The organism is Rhodovibrio salinarum DSM 9154 (assembly GCF_000515255.1).
Classification (GTDB): domain Bacteria; phylum Pseudomonadota; class Alphaproteobacteria; order Kiloniellales; family Rhodovibrionaceae; genus Rhodovibrio; species Rhodovibrio salinarum.
This window is the reverse complement of record NZ_KI911559.1, coordinates 3,066,275-3,081,800: the sequence shown is the minus strand read 5'-3', so window position 1 is coordinate 3,081,800 and position 15,526 is coordinate 3,066,275. Positions and strand designations below refer to the sequence as shown.

The window sequence follows — 15,526 nt, the reverse complement described above, 5'->3', positions numbered from 1 at the left end:
AAGGGCAGATCTCGGAACGGACCTGCAGGCATGACCGCACGCATCCTCGTCGTCGACGATATCCCCGCCAACGTCAAGCTGCTGGAAGCTAAGCTTTCTGCGGAATATTACGACGTGGTCACGGCGGATAGTGGTCGCAAGGCGCTTGAGGTTGCGGAGACCAACCATCCCGACATCATTCTGCTGGACGTGATGATGCCGGGATTGGATGGGTTCGAGACCTGTTGCGAATTGAAGGCCAACCCCAAGACGTCGCATATCCCGGTGGTCATGGTGACCGCGCTGTCGGACGTCGCGGACAGGGTGCGCGGGCTGGAATCCGGGGCTGACGACTTCCTCTCCAAGCCGGTCAACGATATCGCATTGTTCGCCCGGGTCCGCTCGCTGGTTCGTCTGAAGATGATGATGGACGAGTTGCGCGTGCGCCAGGAGACTTCTGGCCGCCTGGGGGCAATCGCGAGCGAGTTCGAGGTCGCGGACGCGCCAGCCAAGGTGCTGGTGGTGGAGAAGAGCCGTTTCACCACCCAGCGTTTGAAGGAATATCTCTCGGAGGCCGAGCACGAGGTCGTCTGCACCGACACCGGCGAGCAGGCCCTGGAACTGGGGCGCGACCAGACGTTCGACCTGGTGATCGTCAGCATCGACCTGGGTGGAGAAGATGGTCTGAGGCTCTGTTCCCAGTTCCGCTCGCAGGAGGAGACGCGCCACCTGCCGCTACTGCTGCTCTTGGAGGATATGGACCTGCCGCGGCTGGCCAAGGGGCTCGACCTCGGCGTGACCGACTATCTCGTGAAACCGCTCGACCGCGGCGAGTTGCTCGCACGCGTGCGGACGCAGGTGCGCCGCCGACGCTACCACGACCGTCTGCGCGAGCGGATTCAGGCCTCGATGTCGATGGCGTTTATCGACAGCCTGACCGGGCTGTACAACCGTCGTTATTTGATGACCCATCTGGACCGCAAGCTGATGGGCATTGCCGACAACGAAAAGCCGGTCTCGGTGATGCTGTTCGACGTCGACAATTTCAAGGTGGTCAACGATACCCACGGCCACGGCGTGGGTGATGACGTTCTGGTCAAGCTCGCCGAGGTTGCGAACGACAACCTGCGCTCGATCGACCTGGTCGCCCGCCTGGGGGGCGAGGAGTTCGTGGCGGTGATGCCGGAAACCAATAGCGCCGCCGCTTTTCAGGTGGCCGAGCGTTTGTGCGCACAGGTCGCCGATAGCTCGATTGAGCTACCGGATGGTTCGCCTCTCAGCGTCACCATTTCGATCGGCTTGGCCACGGCCGAGACCGCGGACGAGATGGCCGATGCTATCCTGGAGCGCGCCGACGCAGCGCTCTATGCCGCCAAGAACGCGGGCCGGAACCAAGTACAGCTTGCGGAACCCGCAGGCTCCACCCCGGAATCCGCTACGGCCGGCCGACGCTAGAGCGTTCTGTAACACCGCTGCGTGTTTTCCTGCGTAGGCACGTCCGCCAAGTTACGTTGCCGGCGCCTCCAATGGCAGGCCGACGTAGTTTTCCGCCAAGTGCCGGGCGGCACTCTCGCAGGCGGCTGCGCTGGCCAGTTCGGCCTGCTGCAGACGCTCCTCGAAGGCGTCGGCATCCGGCTGGGCGTGCAGCATGCGGGTCATCCAGACCGAGAAGCGCTGCACCCGCCAGACCCGCTTCAGACAGACTTCGGAATAGCTGTCGAGGCCGCGCGGGTCGCCGGCTTCGAACCAGCGGACAAGTGCCGGGGCCAGCACTTGCACGTCGGCGAGGGCGAGGTTCATGCCCTTGGCGCCGGTTGGGGGAACGATGTGGGCGGCGTCGCCGGCCAGGAATAGGCGTTGATAGCGCATCGGTTCGACGACGAAGGAACGCATCGGCGCGACGTTCTTCTGCAGGATCGGGCCTTCATTGATCGTCCAGCCGTCGCCGGTCTCCAGCCGACGGTGCAACTCCGCCCATAACGCGGCATCCGACCAGGCCTCTGGGTCCTCATCCGGCCGGCACTGGAAGTAGAGCCGTGTCACGCTCGGCGAGCGCATGGAGTAGAGGGCGAAGCCGGTTTCGTGGCGGGCGTAGACCAGTTCATCGCTGGTCGGGGCCGCTTCAGCGAGCACACCCAGCCAGGCATAGGGATATCGGTGCTCGTATACTTTAAGGGCGTTGCTTGGAACGCTGGTCCGGCTGACGCCGTGGTAGCCATCGCAGCCAGCGATGAAGTCGCACACGAGTTCGTGGGGCTGGCCATTGTGGGTGTAGCGGACTTTTGGTTGGTCGCCGTCCAACCCTTCGATTGCGTTCACCTCGGCTTCGAACCGGATATCGCCGCCATCGGCCAGGCGTTGGGCGATCAGATCCTTCACCACCTCGTGTTGGCCGTAGACCATAATCTTCTTGCCGGTCAGACCTTCCAGGTCGATCCGGTGGTGCGCGCCGGCGAACGCGAGGTCGATGCTGGAATGCGCCATGCCCTGGGCGTCCATGCGTGCCCCCACGCCTGCCGCACGCAAGGCCGCGGCGCTTTGATGTTCCAGCACGCCCGCGCGGATCCGGCTTTCGACGTAGTCCCGGCTGTGTCGTTCCAGGACGACGGTGTCGATGCCACGCGCCGCCAACAGTTGGGACAGCATCAGCCCGGCAGGGCCGGCACCAATGATCGCAACCTGGGTACGCTTCATGATGGGACGCCTCCGGTTGGGGGCAGGGACAAGCGGCTAGCCGGATAGGAGGTGAGGTAACGCCAGTGTCAGCGCCGGGAAAGCGAGCAGCAGCGCGACCCGCAGGATCTCCACGCCGAAGAAGGGCAGAATGCCACGGAAAATCTCCTTCATCGGGACGTCGTCGGCGAGGGCGTTGATGATGAACACGTTCATGCCCACCGGCGGCGTGATCAATCCCAATTCGACCACGACCAGCGCCAGGATGCCGAACCAGATCTTCAGGTCCGCCGCCCCCATACCGAAGGCCGCCGTCGCCGCAACCGCGTAGTCGCCGCCGTTGATCGCCACCAGCGTAGGCCACAGGAAAGGGATCACGACCAGGATCATCGACAGGCTGTCCATGAAACAGCCGAGCAGGATCAAGAGCGCCAGTACCGTGATCAGCACCAGCCAGGGGTCCATTCCGCTGGCCGATGCCCAGTCGGCGAGGGCGGCCGGCAGGCCGGCACGGGTGAAGAAGCCCTTGAGCACTTCCGCGCCGAACAGGATGAAATAGATCATCCCGCTCGTCACCGCGGAGTCCTTGAGCGCGCGCACGATTCCGGCGCCGGTCAGGCCATCGCCAAAGATTTGCAACACCAAGCCGTACGCGAGCACGGCAAACACCCCCACCGCCGCGGCCGGCGTGGGCGTGAACAGCCCGAAGCCGAGCCCAAGGATGATCGCGGAAAAGATCGCCAGCACCGGCAGCAGGCGCAGTATGGCATGCCGACGTGCGGCCGGTTCCATGGCCACGGCTGCCGGGGCGACCGATGGCTTGAGCCGTACGGTGAGCGCGATCACCGCCATGAAGAAGATCACCGCGATCGCCCCCGGGATCACGGCTGCCTGGAACATGTCGATGATCGAGGCCTCGACGATGATGGCGTAGATCACCAACGCCACCGATGGTGGGATCAGGATGCCCAGCACCCCGCCCGCCGCGAGCGACCCGGTCGCGAGCCTCGGGTGGTAGTCGAGCCGGCGCAGTTCCGGCAGCGCTACCCTGCCCATCGTCGAAGCGGTAGCGAGCGAAGAGCCGCAGACCGCGCCGAAGCCGGCGCACGCCCCCACCGCCGCCATGGCGACGCCCCCGCGCATCCGTCCGAACAGCGCGTTGACCCCGCGGAACAGGTCGCGACTCAGGTTGGCTTCCGAGGCCAGGTAGCCCATCAGCACGAACAGCGGCACGACCGACAGATCGTAGTTCGCGACCGTTCCCCAGAGCAGTGTCTTGAACTGGTCCAGATAGGGGCCGAAGCGCAGATAGGGTGCGGCGAGCGATAGGACGTAGTTACCACCGATCCCAACCGCCACCATCGCGAGCCCGACTGGCATGCGTAGGGCCAGAAGGCCGAACAGGACCGCCAGCCCACTGATGCCGATCGTCTCGAGCGCGCCCATGCCGACCTAGACCTCCAGCTTGGCCGGGCGCAGGTCGGCCAGGGCGACCGCGGCCCAGAGCATGAGTGAGGCGATGCCGGGCAGGTAGAACGGCCAGACCGGCCAGCCGAGCACACGGGACAGCGCGTGGTCGCCGTAGGTCTCCAGCATGCCAAGGGTCATCTTCCAGGCCAGGAAGCCGGCGAGCAGCGCGATCAGCAGATGCCAGAGCGTGTCGAGGACGCGCTGGACGCCACGCGGCATTACCGTCTCCGCCAAGATGTCTACGGCGACGTGGCCGCGCCGGGCCTGACAATAGGGAAACAGCATCAACGCGGCCGAGCTGACGGCGAGCCGCACGAAATCCTCGTACCCGGGCAAGCCTTGGACATCGTGGCCGAACAGCTCGGTCACGCGGTCCAGCGTGAAGGCGGCGACGTTCGTCATCGTCACGCCCACAATCGCGAACAGCAATGCGCCGCCCAGGATCGCCCAGGCCGCGGCTGCGCGGTGGAGAGCCTGCTGCATTTTGGTGCGATGAATCCGCTGTGCGGGTGAAGAGAGGGGCGTGTCTGCGCTCGGCAGCGGGTGGCGCGCAGCCTAGGCCATCAGGCGTGCTAGCGCATCTGTTGATCCTGCCGGAACCGGCGTCGGAGGTGAGGTGTGTATGCGCCCCACCCCCAACCTTGAAGCTTACGAGCCGCCGTCTTCGTGTGTCGCGATCGCGTTTTTGGCGGCCTCGACCAGGGCTTCCGCCTCGATACCGCGGTCCTTCGCCTGATCGATCCAGCGCTGGGTCACCGACTGGGTGATCTCGTTGAACGCCTGCGTCTGCTCGGGCGTGAGTTCGATCACCTTGCCACCGGACTCGCGCTGCAGGTCCTTGCCGGTTTGTTCGACGCGGTTCCACAGCTTGCCCATCTTTTCGGCGAACGCCCGGCCGGTGGTCTCGTCGATTACCTGCTGCAGGTCCGCGGGCAGGCTCTCGTAGCGGTCCTTGTTCATGGCGTATAGGAACACGCTGGTTCCGAAGCGGTTGCCGTCCGCGCCCTCGACCGAGACGTCGGTGAGCTGGTGTAGCTTGAGCGGTGCGACGATCTCGAAGGGCACCAGCGCGCCGTCGACCGTGCCCTTGGACAGCGCCTGCGGCAGCGCGGGGACGGGCATGCCAACCGGTTCCGCATCCCAGGCTTCGATCATCCAGGCGCCGGTGCGCGAAGGCGTGCGTAGCTTCAGGCCCTGCACATCCGCGGGCTCGGTCACTTCCGCTTCGCGCAGATGCAGGGCGTTGCCGGCATGGACGTGGACCAGCAGTGGCTTGACTTCCTGGAAGTCGTCGGCGAGCTGGTCGAAGATGTCCTGGATCGCCAGGTTGGTGGCGCGCGCGTCGCCGGTATGCACATTGGGCAGCTCGAACACCTCGGTGCGTGGGAAGACGCCTGGGGTGTAGCCGATCAGCGTCCAGACGATGTCCGCGGTGCCGTCGCGCGCTTGGCGGTAGAGTTCCGGCGGCTTGCCGCCCAGCGCCATCGAGGGAAAGATCTTCACCTCGATCCGACCGTTGGAGCGCTCCTCGACCTCCTTGGCCCAGGGCTCGATCATTTGGGTGTGGGTTACCGACTTGGGCGACAGGAAGTGATGCACCGTAAGGGTCACTTCCTGTGCCTGGGCGCTGCTGGCGATTAGCGCGCCGACGCAGGCGCCGCCTGCGAGTTTGATGAGTCGTTTCATGGGCCGCCTCCCCGTAAGGTTTGTTCGCGACCTCCTGGCCTGCGGGCGCCGGGAATAGCTGGTCGCAGCGTCTTGTTGTCGCGTCGCAGCTTATGCGCTCGGATGCTGCCTGTGAATTCCCCGATGCCAGCGGCTTTACAGACATGCCCGCCCGGCGCAGGCTTGCGCCCGTGGCCTTGAATCAAGCGCGCTATGAGACGCGTGGGGCCGGACGGAATAAAAAATTGGGGGAGCGCTGGTGCCATGAAGGTCGTGGAAACGAATGGCATTTACCTGAGCGTCCGGCGCGATGGAACGCCCGGCGGCCCGGCGTTGGTGTTTGCGAACTCGCTCGGTACCGATCTGCGGCTGTGGGACGACACGGTCACCGCCTTGCCGGCGGCGTTCGACGTGCTGCGCTACGATAAGCGCGGCCACGGCCTTTCCAGCGCCCCGCCGCCGCCCTATCGCATGGCTGATCATGCTGGTGACCTAATCGGTCTGCTGGATGCGCAGGGGATCGAGACAGCGATCGTCTGCGGCATTTCCGTAGGCGGCATGATCGCGCTGCAGGCTGCCCTGGATGCGCCGGATCGGATCGCTGGACTTGTGCTGATGGACACGGGGTTCCGGATCGGCACGGCCGATGGGTGGCAGCAGCGCATCGACACTGTGATGGCCGAGGGCCTGGGCGAGTTGGCGGACAACATCGTGCTTGGCTGGCTGTCGGACGCTTACCGCCAAGCCAACCCCGGTGCGGCGCAGGCTTGGCGCAACATGGTTGCGCGGACGCCTGCGCCGCACGGCTACGCCGGCACCTGTGCGGCGCTGCGCGACACCGATCTGACGGCCAGGCTGTCGGAGATCCCGCAGCCGGCTCTGGTCCTGTGCGGCAGCGACGACCCCTCCACCCCGCCGGCGCTTAATCAGCAGTTGGCGGAGTTGCTGCCACATGCCCGCTACCAGGAGATCGCGGAGACCAGGCATTTGCCCTGCATCGAGAAGCCGGGCGAGGTCGCCGGCTTGATCGCGGACTTCGTGCGGGAGACGGCCGGTGACTGACGGGCGCCATGACGCGGGCATGAAGACGCGCCGGGCTGTGTTGGGCGATGCACACGTCGACCGCGCGCAGGCTAACACGACAGACGTCGACGCCGATTTTCAGCAGTTCATCACCGAGGTCGCCTGGGGCAGTGTCTGGACCCGCGAGGGGTTGAGCCGGCCGCAGCGCAGCCTGCTGACCATCGCGATGCTGGCCGCGCTCGGCCACGACGATGAGCTGGCGATGCACCTGCGTGCGACGGCCAATACCGGGGCCACGCGGGAAGAGGTCAAGGAAACCCTGTTGCAGGTCGCGGTCTACGCTGGGGTTCCGGCGGCCAACACGGCCTTCAAGGTCGCCAAGCGTGTGTTTGCGGAGATAGATGCGGACGGGGAGGAAGCCTTGTGACCGCCGGTAACTTTCATGCTCGCGATTGGGATAGCCATCCCCCTTTGATCGCGCCGGATTACAAGTCGACCCGCGCGCGCGGCCCCCGCCAGCCGCTGGTGAGTCTGTCGGGCGATCTGCCGGAAGCGGCCGGTCCCAGTTTCGACCCCAATATGATCGACCCTCTGCAGGCCGACCTGACCCGCAACGGCTGGGTCAATGCCGAGCCGCTGGGCGAGCGTATCGTGGTCGCCGGGCGGGTGCTGGACGAGGCCGGCCGTGGCGTGCCCCATACCCTGATCGAGATTTGGCAGGCCAACGCCGCCGGGCGCTACGTGCACATCCGCGATCAGCACGAGGCGCCGCTCGACCCGAACTTCCTCGGTGCGGGGTATGCGCTGACGGACGCTGACGGGCGCTATCGTTTCCAGACGATCAAGCCCGGCGCCTATCCGTGGGGTAACCACCACAACGCCTGGCGTCCCAACCATATCCACTTCTCCGTGATCGGGCCGGCGCTGGTTACCCGGCTGGTGACCCAGATGTATTTCCCGGGCGACCCGTTGCTGGACGCCGATCCGATCTTCCTGGGGACGCCCCGGGTCGCGCGGCCGCGGCTGATCGCCGAGTTCGACTGGTCATTGACCGAGCCGGGGCTGGCACTCGGCTACCGCTTCGACATCGTGCTGCGCGGCCGCGCCCAGACGCCACCGGATGAGGGGCACGCCCATGGCCGATGATGCCCAGCATAAGCAGACGCCGTCGCAGACGGTCGGACCCTATTTTGCCTATGGCCTGACACCCCGGCAGTACGGCTATCCGCTGCCCGGTCTGGTCGGGCCGGACCTGCTTGGAAGCGAAGAGGTGGCCGGCGAGCGGATCTGGCTCATCGGACGGGTATTGGATACCCAGGGAGCGCCGGTCGACGATGCCCTGATCGAAATCTGGCAGGCCGATGCCGCTGGCAGGCTGCCGTCGTCTGCCGACGGCGTGGGCAACCGGCCTGGCTTCCGCGGCTACGGGCGCTGCGGCACGGGCACCGATCCGGAGAGCCGTTTCGTCTTCCGCACGCTCAAGCCGGGGGCCGTGGCGGCGGATGCGGCGCCGCACATCAGTCTGGTCGTATTCGCCCGGGGCCTGCTGAGCCACCTCTACACCCGCGTCTACTTCGCCGACGAGGCGGCCGCGAATGCCGCCGATCCCGTCTTGGCGCAGGTGCCGGCGGAGCGGCGCGACACCCTGATCGCCGACCGGCAGGACGCGGCCGATGGGCCGGTCTACCGGATGGACATCCGGCTGCAGGGTGCGGGCGAGACGGTGTTCTTCGACCTCTGATCCGATCCCTGCATTGCGACACTTCAGCGAGACGCCAGACCCATGACCGATCCCTGTATCATCACCGTTGCGATCACCGGTTCCGTGCCGCGCAAGGAACATACGCCGGCGGTGCCGATCACGGTCGAGGAACAAATCGAATCCACCCAGGCCGCTTGGGAAGCCGGCGCGTCGATCGCCCACGTGCACGTGCGTAACGACGACGAGAGCCCATCCTCCGACCCGGACAAGTTTTCCCGCTACCAGGAGGGCGTGCGCAAGCACTGTCCAGGGATGATCGTGCAGTTCTCCACCGGTGGGCGTGGCCGCGCCGCCGAGGAGCGTGGCAGCATGCTGCACTTGGCGCCCGACATGGCCTCCCTGTCCACCGGTAGCTGCAATTTCCCCAGCATGATCTACGAGAATCATCCGGAGCTGGTGACCGAGCTGGCAGCGGCGATGCAGCGCCATGACATCAAGCCGGAGATCGAGGTGTTCGACCTGTCGATGCTCTACACGGCTTTCGAGATGGCGAAGCGGGGGGAACTGTCGACACCGCTGCACGTTCAGTTTGTACTAGGCATTAAGAACGCCATGCCGGCGGATCGCGAGGTGCTCGAATTCGAGGTTGCCCAGCTCAAGAAGCATATGCCGGAGGCGACCTGGACCGCCGCCGGGATCGGCCGGCATCAGTTGACCGTCAACCACTGGGCGCTGGAGCTGGGCGGCAATTGCCGCACCGGCCTGGAGGACAACATCCGTTTCGACAAGGATCGCCTGGCCGCCAGCAACGCCGAACTAGTCGAACGCGTGGCTAGATTGTGCGGCGATTACGGCCGTCACCCCGCCAGTTGTCGGGAGGCCCGGCGGTTGCTGTCGCTGCCCGAGACTGTGCCTGCTGCCTGACGAACGCCGGTGATGAACCTGTCCCCGTTCGCCTCCGCGCTGACCGGCGATCTGCTTGGCGACGCGGATGTCCGGGCGCTGTTCACGGATGAACGCCAGATCGCCGATATGCTGCGGGTCGAAGGTGGCCTCGCCTGCGCACAGGGCCGCCTTGGCCTGTTGCCGCCGGGCGTCGCGCGCCGGATCGCCGATGCCAGCATGACGCTGCAGCCCGATTGGGCGGCGCTCGGCGCCGCGACCGCAAGCGACGGTGTGCCGGTGCCGGAACTGGTTCGTCAGCTTCGCGCGGCGTTGGATGAAGAAGCGGCTGGCTATGTGCACTTCGGGGCGACGAGCCAGGACGTTATCGATACCGCAACCGTACTCGCCTTGAGGGACCTGTGCGATCTGGTCGATCGGCGTGTGCGCGATGTCGTGCAGTGTCTGGCAACCCTTGCCGCCGGGCACCGCGACACGCTGTGCCTGGCGCGCACGCGCACGCAGCCGGCGGTACCGACCAGCTTCGGTTTACGCACGCTTGCCTGGGCGCGGCCGCTGTCGCGCGAGCGGGCACGGCTGAAGGTCTTGCGCGCGGAGGTCCTGTGCGTGCAGTTCGGTGGCGCGGCTGGCAACCTGTCGGCGCTGGGCGACCGGGGACCCGAGGTGGCCGACGCGTTGGCGGGGGAATTGGGCCTTGGGGCGATGGTTCCGGCTTGGCATGGCGAGCGTGACGGGCTGTTGGCGCTGGCCGACAGCTTCGCTCGGATTTCAGGTGCGCTCGGCAAGCTGGGGCAGGACGTCGCCCACGGCTGCCAGGTGGAGGTGGGCGAGTTGCAACTCGCCGGCGCGGGCGGTTCCTCCACCATGCCGAACAAGCAGAACCCGGTTGCTGCGGAGACGCTGGTCACGCTTGCCCGGCACGCGGCGGGAAGCCTGGCGGTGGCGCACCAGGCGCAGCTGCACGGACTGGAGCGTGACGGCATGGCCTGGACCCTGGAATGGCTCAACCTGCCGCAAGTTGCTCTGTGCGCGGCTGGCGGCCTGGGGCGTGCCCGCGCGCTGCTGAACGCGCTGAGGGTCGACACGGAGCGGATGGCCGCCGCTGTGACCGGCGGCAGCGGCCTCCCGCTGGCGGAGGCGGCCACCTTCGCGCTGGCCGAGCACCTGCCGCAGGCGGAAGCCAAGCAACATGTGGTCGAGGCGTGCCGAATGGCGGGGCAGGGCGAGGGCCATTTGATCGACCTGCTGGCCACACGCACGCATGCGCCGGTGGATTGGGAGGATTTGTGCAGTTCGAGCCGTTTGATCGGGCCAGCCATGACCCTGGTGGATCGTGGGCTGTCGCAACTCGCCCCGGACGAACGTTCCGGGATCGCGCGCTAACTTGTTGCCGGCATGCCTCCGTTTGATTTGCCGAGAGCTAAAGCGTTTCTTAACATCGTGGCTGGCAGCTTGAGACACGTTATAGGTGTATCTCGACGGGACAATTCGGGTGACGGCCACAAATTTCTTCGGCGTGATCGTCGTGGCGGTCATTTTGGCGGCGGGCGTGCTGATTCTCGGTGTGAGCTTCCTGGTCGCGACCGTTGCCAAGCTGACACGTCAACGAACGGAAGCACGCGAAGTCCAACAGCGGTTGAGCGATGTCGTCGAGCTTGCCGCCGATTGGGTCTGGGAGACCGATTCCGAAAACCGCTTCGTGTACTTTTCCGAGCGTTTCGAGCAAGTCACCGGTTTGTCGCGCGATCTCTTTTTGGGACAGAATCGTGAATTTCTGTTCTCGCGAGATGGCTTCGTGGCCAGCGAATGGACCCAGCATCTGAAGACAATCCAGGCGCGCCAGCCGTTCTTTGGCTTCCGCTATAGCTATTTCAGCGAGGACGGCCGGCGGTACGTCTTTCAGATCAACGGCAAGCCGGTTTTCAGCCGTAAGGGACGGTTCATCGGGTATCGTGGCACGGGTACCGATCTGACCGAGACGGTGACCGCGCGCGCCGACGCGGAAGCGACGGAAGCACATGCGCGTCGGGTTCTGGATTCCGCGCTGGACGCCTTCTTTTCGCTCGATCCCGACGGTCTCATCGTCGACTGGAACCGCGCAGCCGAGCAAACCTTCAATTGGTCACGGGAAGAGGCCCTGGGCCGGTCGGTGGCCGCGCTGATCGTTCCCGGCGGCGAGCTCGACGCGCACCGTCGGATGATGGGGCAACTGCGCGTGGGTAATGCCTGGTTCCTCAACAGCCGGGTACGGACCACCGCGCGCCGGCGCGATGGCAGTGTGTTCCTCTGCGAACTGGCGATTACAGAAACCTGGACGCCGCACGGGCGGACCTTCAATGCCTTCATGCGCGATATCACCGACCGTGAGGCGCGTCAGAAGGCGATGGAGCGCGCCCGCTACGAGGCAGAGGTCGCGAGCAAGTCCAAGTCCGAGTTCCTGGCGGCGATGAGCCACGAGCTGCGCACACCGCTTAACGCCGTGATCGGCTTCTCCGACTTGCTGTTCAGTTGCCCGGATATCCCTGAAGAGCAGCGTCTGGAGTATTTGCACGACATTCGGGACAGCGGAAACCATCTGCTGGAATTGATCAACGATGTCCTTGACCTCTCCAAGATCGAGGCAGGCCGCACGGACCTCAGCGAAGAGCCGGTGAACCTTGCCGAACTGGCCAGGGCGTGTACCCGTCTTTTGGGCGAGCGGGCGCAGAGCGCGCTCTTGGAGCTTCGGGAGGATGTGCCTGAGGATTTGCCGGCCGTGATGGTCGACAGGACGCGGATCAAGCAGATCCTGATCAATCTGCTGTCAAACTCCGTGAAGTTCACGGAGCCGGGCGGTACGGTCACGCTCGCCGCACGTCTGGATGATCAGGGGCGGATGCGTCTGTCGGTCGCCGATACCGGCGTCGGTATGGCCCCCGACCAACTCTCCCGCGCGTTCGAGCCGTTCACCCAGCTCGACAACGTCTATAGCCGGCGACAACAGGGCACCGGGCTTGGCCTGGCCCTTGTCCGCATGCTCACAGAGCTGCATGATGGAACGTTGGAGGTTGATACCGCGCCCGGCGTGGGGACAACCGCGACCTGTGTGCTGCCTGCCGAACGGGTGATCGTGGACCCGGGAAAACACGACGCCCAACGTCGCATGATCGGTTAAGCGCGGCCGCGACCGCTCTATTCTGACGTCCCATCTTCCGGGTGTTCGGGCGCACGCGGGCGGGCATGGCCAGCGGGCTGGTCGGCGAAGGCCATGGCGAGCGCCATGAACCAGCCGATCACGGTCCAGCCGGCGAAAATATTGACCAGCACGATCGGGCGCATGCGTCGGTGCTTGAAAAAGACCGCCACGCCGATGGGCAGCAGATAGCCCATCAGGGCGATCAAAAGCACGCTGTAGAACTCGACCACGGGCATCGCGGCAAATCTCCGATTGTTCCAAACGCGCGTTCAGCGCAGCAGCGCGCCGCCGTTGACCTCGATCACCTGTCCGGTGACGTAACCGGACAGCGTCTCGCTCGCGAGATACAGGAAACTCCCCGTCAGGTCTTCCGGGTCTCCCAGACGGCCCATCGGAATTTTGCCCTTGGCGTTTTCCAACTGCTGCGGGGTCGAGGCGACCTCGTGGAAGTGCGTATCGACCGTGCCGGGGCTGACCGCGTTCACGCGGATCCGGTCGCCGGCCAGTTCCTTGGCGAGCGCGCGGGTGAACGACACCACGAACCCCTTGGTCCCAGCGTAGACGGCGATGCCCCCGCTGCCCCCCGAGCGCGCGGCGATCGACACGGTGTTGATGATCGTCCCGCCACCGGCCGCGCGCAGGTGAGGGACGGCGGCCTGGCTGGCGACGAAGACCGAACGCTGGTTCAGGTCGACCAGGCTGTCGTAGTGCGCGTCGTCGATCTCTTCGATCGGCGTGCGGCCGTACGTGCCGCCGGCGTTATTGATCAGGACATCCAGCCCGCCCGCGGCTTCGGCAAAGTCGGCGACGATTCCGCGCATCGCTTCGGGGTCGCGTGCATCGGCCTGTAAGAGATGGGCGCGCCCACCGGCTGCCTCGATGTCGTGGACAACCGCCCGCGCGGGGTCGGCGCTTGCGTTGTAGTGCACGCCGACGTGGGCGCCCTGGGCGCCGAACGCCCGCGCCACCGCCGCGCCGATCCCGGTGCTGGCCCCGGTGATCAGCACCCGTTTGCCGTGCAGATCGTCGAGCGTCATGACCGTTCCTCCCGCCGTGTTTGCCCGGAGCCTAACCGAGGGGCGGCGGCCCTGTCAGGTTACCTGCGTGCGACGTGTTGGGATGATTGACAGTCTCACGAGGCGCGGCGTACTCTGCAGTTGAGAATGATGTGCAGTTACAGGATGCGAGGTCCAACGACCTTGCCTGTTTGCATGGGTGGGCTGGCGCTACAGCTGGCCCGGGACGAATGGCGAGAGTACCCGGCCCGTTGACCGGTCGCGGGTGGGGGCTTTCCGGGATGGAACGTGAGAAAGCCATGGCCGCAACGCTAGACGGAACCTACGAACAGCGGACAGATGAGAGTGATCGGCAGGCGGCTCGTCGCTTGTCTGCGCGCCGTGCCCGCCGGGAGCTCACCACGCGGCTTGCGGACCGTCGGGAAGGGGTTCGCGTGGCGACCGCGATGATCGGCGTGCTCGGGCTCGTAGTTCTCGCGGGGGCGGCTTTCCAGGCTGTCGCGGGGTAGGGCGATGAGCGGTCTTCTGACCAAGAACCCCTGTGTCGACGTCTGTGAGTTCAACAAGAAGAAAGTTTGCAAGGCCTGCGGCCGGACCAAGGCAGAGGAGAAGGGCTGGAAGAAGCTCACCCCGCAGGAGAAGCACGCAGTGTGGATGCGCATCCTGGACACGCACGCCAAACCGGACAGTAAGAAGGGCCGCAAGCTGATCGCCCGGCACGAGCATGCCAAGGCTCGCGCGAAGCCGCTGCCGGAGAACGAGCCCGCCTGACGCCTGCCAATCAGCTGCCGTAAAGGGCAGGCGATGCCATGTGCCGGTTCGCCGGTGCGTGGCATTTTGCTATGGGCAGGACCCTGCCGAGCCACGTATCGTGGACGTGTCATGTCCGACGCGTGTCCCTCGCCGCAGCGACCGCTAGATGCTCACGACTTGCTGTCGCTCGCCGTGCTGATGGCAGTGTACGATCAGCCGCTCGGCGGAGCGGCGGTGCGCGACCGGATGCAGCGGTTGGCGGCGCCTGGCTTCGACGCCGATTCGGCCTGGATCGACGACGCCATTGCGGGGCTGCACGCGGCTGGCTACCTCGATTCCGACGTCGACGAGGTTGGCCGGGAGGTATGGCGGATCAACGCGATGGGCCGCGACCTGGCGAGTGAGTTGGGCGGCCGGGCGCCCGGACAGGCGTGCGATGCCACGCGGACCTGTCTGCTGCTGCGGCTTTGCCTCGATGGCACGATGCCGGCCCATAATCGCCGGATCTTCGTCGCAAGCCTGCTATCCCGGAATGCTGGGAGCGGTGCGCAAGGATCGGAGAAATCGCCAGCAAACCGTTAAACTGATTAACTGAAAGCCATGCAATTGAGGCAGGGCTCGATGGCAGCGATTGCAGTTGTCGTGCAGCCCCCAACGGCGCACATATCGCGTGTCCGGTAGGGGGATAAATCCCCGACGCGGACAGAAGCTGACCGCAACCGTATAGCTTGGAGCCCGCGCGCCATGACCCCGTTCAACATGATCGGCGTTTCCTACGTCGCCGCGATCGCGCTCCTGACCTTGGGCGCCTTGGCTGTCTAGCATGAGAGCCATCGCTAAGCGTCGGACCGCTCGCGCAAAACCCCGGTCCCGGTAGCCCCGGGTCCGGGGTTTCGTCGTTTTAAGCGGTCTGTCAGCCACCTCCCTGGTCCCTGGGGATGGTCTCTCCAGCCGATACCCGGTTTTATCGCTGTCCGCAGGGCGTGGGCTGCATCGTTGCGGTGTGACCGGTCCATGCAGCCAGCGCGTTGGGTGTGCGGGAACTTTCCGCTCGGTCGTGCGTAAGTCCTGTTAATGGACCCTCGGCTGCGCCGTTATTGTCGGCCGAAAAGCGCCGTTTGGCGCGCGTTTCCCGTCCTGTCGAAAGCCGCTTGGTGTGTCTCGATG

At 65.6% G+C, this 15,526-nt stretch carries 16 protein-coding genes; 10 read left to right on the top strand and 6 right to left on the bottom strand.

All coding sequences use genetic code 11. From position 1 onward, the window contains the following. Nucleotides 1-30 precede the first annotated feature (30 nt). Nucleotides 31-1,434, top strand: a complete 1,404-nt coding sequence (locus tag RHOSA_RS0114285; RefSeq protein ID WP_027289208.1) for a PleD family two-component system response regulator — start codon at nucleotides 31-33, stop codon at nucleotides 1,432-1,434. Between the two features lie 51 nt (nucleotides 1,435-1,485). On the opposite strand, the gene RHOSA_RS0114280 is transcribed toward RHOSA_RS0114285, so the two are convergent. From RHOSA_RS0114280 to RHOSA_RS0114265, 4 genes are all read right to left on the bottom strand, one after another. Further along, complete coding sequence (locus tag RHOSA_RS0114280) at nucleotides 1,486-2,673, bottom strand: 4-hydroxybenzoate 3-monooxygenase (protein WP_027289207.1); 1,188 nt, start codon at nucleotides 2,671-2,673, stop codon at nucleotides 1,486-1,488. Nucleotides 2,674-2,709: 36 nt separating this feature from the next. Then, the gene (locus tag RHOSA_RS0114275; protein ID WP_027289206.1) at nucleotides 2,710-4,098 is read right to left on the bottom strand and encodes a TRAP transporter large permease; all 1,389 of its coding nucleotides are present in this window, start codon (nucleotides 4,096-4,098) and stop codon (nucleotides 2,710-2,712) included. Nucleotides 4,099-4,104: 6 nt separating this feature from the next. Then, nucleotides 4,105-4,605 carry a TRAP transporter small permease gene (locus tag RHOSA_RS0114270; protein WP_027289205.1) on the bottom strand — a complete coding sequence of 167 codons (501 nt, stop codon included), beginning with the start codon at nucleotides 4,603-4,605 and terminating at the stop codon, nucleotides 4,105-4,107. 165 nt (nucleotides 4,606-4,770) lie between these two features. Then, nucleotides 4,771-5,808, bottom strand: coding sequence for a TRAP transporter substrate-binding protein (locus RHOSA_RS0114265; protein ID WP_027289204.1), 1,038 nt, complete (start codon nucleotides 5,806-5,808; stop codon nucleotides 4,771-4,773). Between the two features lie 243 nt (nucleotides 5,809-6,051). Between RHOSA_RS0114265 and pcaD the strand changes: the two genes are divergently transcribed. From pcaD to RHOSA_RS22660, 7 genes are all read left to right on the top strand, one after another. After that, nucleotides 6,052-6,849, top strand: coding sequence for a 3-oxoadipate enol-lactonase (gene pcaD, locus RHOSA_RS0114260; protein WP_027289203.1), 798 nt, complete (start codon nucleotides 6,052-6,054; stop codon nucleotides 6,847-6,849). Next, nucleotides 6,842-7,237, top strand: a complete 396-nt coding sequence (gene pcaC / locus RHOSA_RS0114255; RefSeq protein WP_027289202.1) for a 4-carboxymuconolactone decarboxylase — start codon at nucleotides 6,842-6,844, stop codon at nucleotides 7,235-7,237. The genes pcaD and pcaC overlap by 8 nt, the downstream gene beginning before the upstream one ends. Further along, the gene (gene pcaH / locus RHOSA_RS0114250) at nucleotides 7,234-7,956 is read left to right on the top strand and encodes a protocatechuate 3,4-dioxygenase subunit beta (protein WP_027289201.1); all 723 of its coding nucleotides are present in this window, start codon (nucleotides 7,234-7,236) and stop codon (nucleotides 7,954-7,956) included. Before pcaC ends, pcaH begins: the two co-directional genes overlap by 4 nt. Beyond that, the gene (gene pcaG, locus RHOSA_RS0114245; protein WP_027289200.1) at nucleotides 7,946-8,551 is read left to right on the top strand and encodes a protocatechuate 3,4-dioxygenase subunit alpha; all 606 of its coding nucleotides are present in this window, start codon (nucleotides 7,946-7,948) and stop codon (nucleotides 8,549-8,551) included. The genes pcaH and pcaG overlap by 11 nt, the downstream gene beginning before the upstream one ends. A gap of 42 nt (nucleotides 8,552-8,593) precedes the next feature. Beyond that, nucleotides 8,594-9,436, top strand: a complete 843-nt coding sequence (locus RHOSA_RS0114240; protein ID WP_027289199.1) for a 3-oxoadipate:acetyl-CoA acetyltransferase — start codon at nucleotides 8,594-8,596, stop codon at nucleotides 9,434-9,436. 12 nt (nucleotides 9,437-9,448) lie between these two features. Further along, complete coding sequence (locus tag RHOSA_RS22665) at nucleotides 9,449-10,798, top strand: lyase family protein (protein ID WP_051432162.1); 1,350 nt, start codon at nucleotides 9,449-9,451, stop codon at nucleotides 10,796-10,798. A 109-nt stretch (nucleotides 10,799-10,907) separates the two neighbouring features. Next, complete coding sequence (locus tag RHOSA_RS22660; RefSeq protein WP_051432161.1) at nucleotides 10,908-12,569, top strand: sensor histidine kinase; 1,662 nt, start codon at nucleotides 10,908-10,910, stop codon at nucleotides 12,567-12,569. A gap of 17 nt (nucleotides 12,570-12,586) precedes the next feature. Here RHOSA_RS22660 and RHOSA_RS22655 read toward each other — a convergent pair whose 3' ends face one another. Next, nucleotides 12,587-12,826: a superinfection immunity protein gene (locus tag RHOSA_RS22655; protein WP_037256400.1), complete on the bottom strand. Its 240-nt coding sequence runs from the start codon at nucleotides 12,824-12,826 to the stop codon at nucleotides 12,587-12,589. Between the two features lie 33 nt (nucleotides 12,827-12,859). Beyond that, nucleotides 12,860-13,627 (bottom strand): SDR family NAD(P)-dependent oxidoreductase, encoded by a 768-nt coding sequence (locus RHOSA_RS0114220; RefSeq protein ID WP_027289198.1) that lies wholly within the window; start codon nucleotides 13,625-13,627, stop codon nucleotides 12,860-12,862. A 492-nt stretch (nucleotides 13,628-14,119) separates the two neighbouring features. Between RHOSA_RS0114220 and RHOSA_RS22650 the strand changes: the two genes are divergently transcribed. Further along, nucleotides 14,120-14,377 (top strand): DUF1289 domain-containing protein, encoded by a 258-nt coding sequence (locus RHOSA_RS22650; protein ID WP_037256398.1) that lies wholly within the window; start codon nucleotides 14,120-14,122, stop codon nucleotides 14,375-14,377. A 111-nt stretch (nucleotides 14,378-14,488) separates the two neighbouring features. Continuing rightward, nucleotides 14,489-14,941, top strand: a complete 453-nt coding sequence (locus tag RHOSA_RS0114205; RefSeq protein WP_156092744.1) for a hypothetical protein — start codon at nucleotides 14,489-14,491, stop codon at nucleotides 14,939-14,941. The last annotated feature ends 585 nt before the right edge of the window (nucleotides 14,942-15,526 follow it).

Bases quoted from the DNA above. Each gene is read 5' to 3' on its own strand.
- RHOSA_RS0114285 (WP_027289208.1), top strand. From the start codon at position 31: ATGACCGCACGCATCCTCGTCGTCGACGATATCCCCGCCAACGTCAAG.
- RHOSA_RS0114280 (WP_027289207.1), bottom strand. From the start codon at position 2,673: ATGAAGCGTACCCAGGTTGCGATCATTGGTGCCGGCCCTGCCGGGCTG.
- RHOSA_RS0114275 (WP_027289206.1), bottom strand. From the start codon at position 4,098: ATGGGCGCGCTCGAGACGATCGGCATCAGTGGGCTGGCGGTCCTGTTC.
- RHOSA_RS0114270 (WP_027289205.1), bottom strand. From the start codon at position 4,605: ATGCAGCAGGCTCTCCACCGCGCAGCCGCGGCCTGGGCGATCCTGGGC.
- RHOSA_RS0114265 (WP_027289204.1), bottom strand. From the start codon at position 5,808: ATGAAACGACTCATCAAACTCGCAGGCGGCGCCTGCGTCGGCGCGCTA.
- pcaD (WP_027289203.1), top strand. From the start codon at position 6,052: ATGAAGGTCGTGGAAACGAATGGCATTTACCTGAGCGTCCGGCGCGAT.
- pcaG (WP_027289200.1), top strand. From the start codon at position 7,946: ATGGCCGATGATGCCCAGCATAAGCAGACGCCGTCGCAGACGGTCGGA.
- RHOSA_RS0114240 (WP_027289199.1), top strand. From the start codon at position 8,594: ATGACCGATCCCTGTATCATCACCGTTGCGATCACCGGTTCCGTGCCG.
- RHOSA_RS22665 (WP_051432162.1), top strand. From the start codon at position 9,449: ATGAACCTGTCCCCGTTCGCCTCCGCGCTGACCGGCGATCTGCTTGGC.
- RHOSA_RS22655 (WP_037256400.1), bottom strand. From the start codon at position 12,826: ATGCCCGTGGTCGAGTTCTACAGCGTGCTTTTGATCGCCCTGATGGGC.
- RHOSA_RS0114220 (WP_027289198.1), bottom strand. From the start codon at position 13,627: ATGACGCTCGACGATCTGCACGGCAAACGGGTGCTGATCACCGGGGCC.
- RHOSA_RS22650 (WP_037256398.1), top strand. From the start codon at position 14,120: ATGAGCGGTCTTCTGACCAAGAACCCCTGTGTCGACGTCTGTGAGTTC.
- RHOSA_RS0114205 (WP_156092744.1), top strand. From the start codon at position 14,489: ATGTCCGACGCGTGTCCCTCGCCGCAGCGACCGCTAGATGCTCACGAC.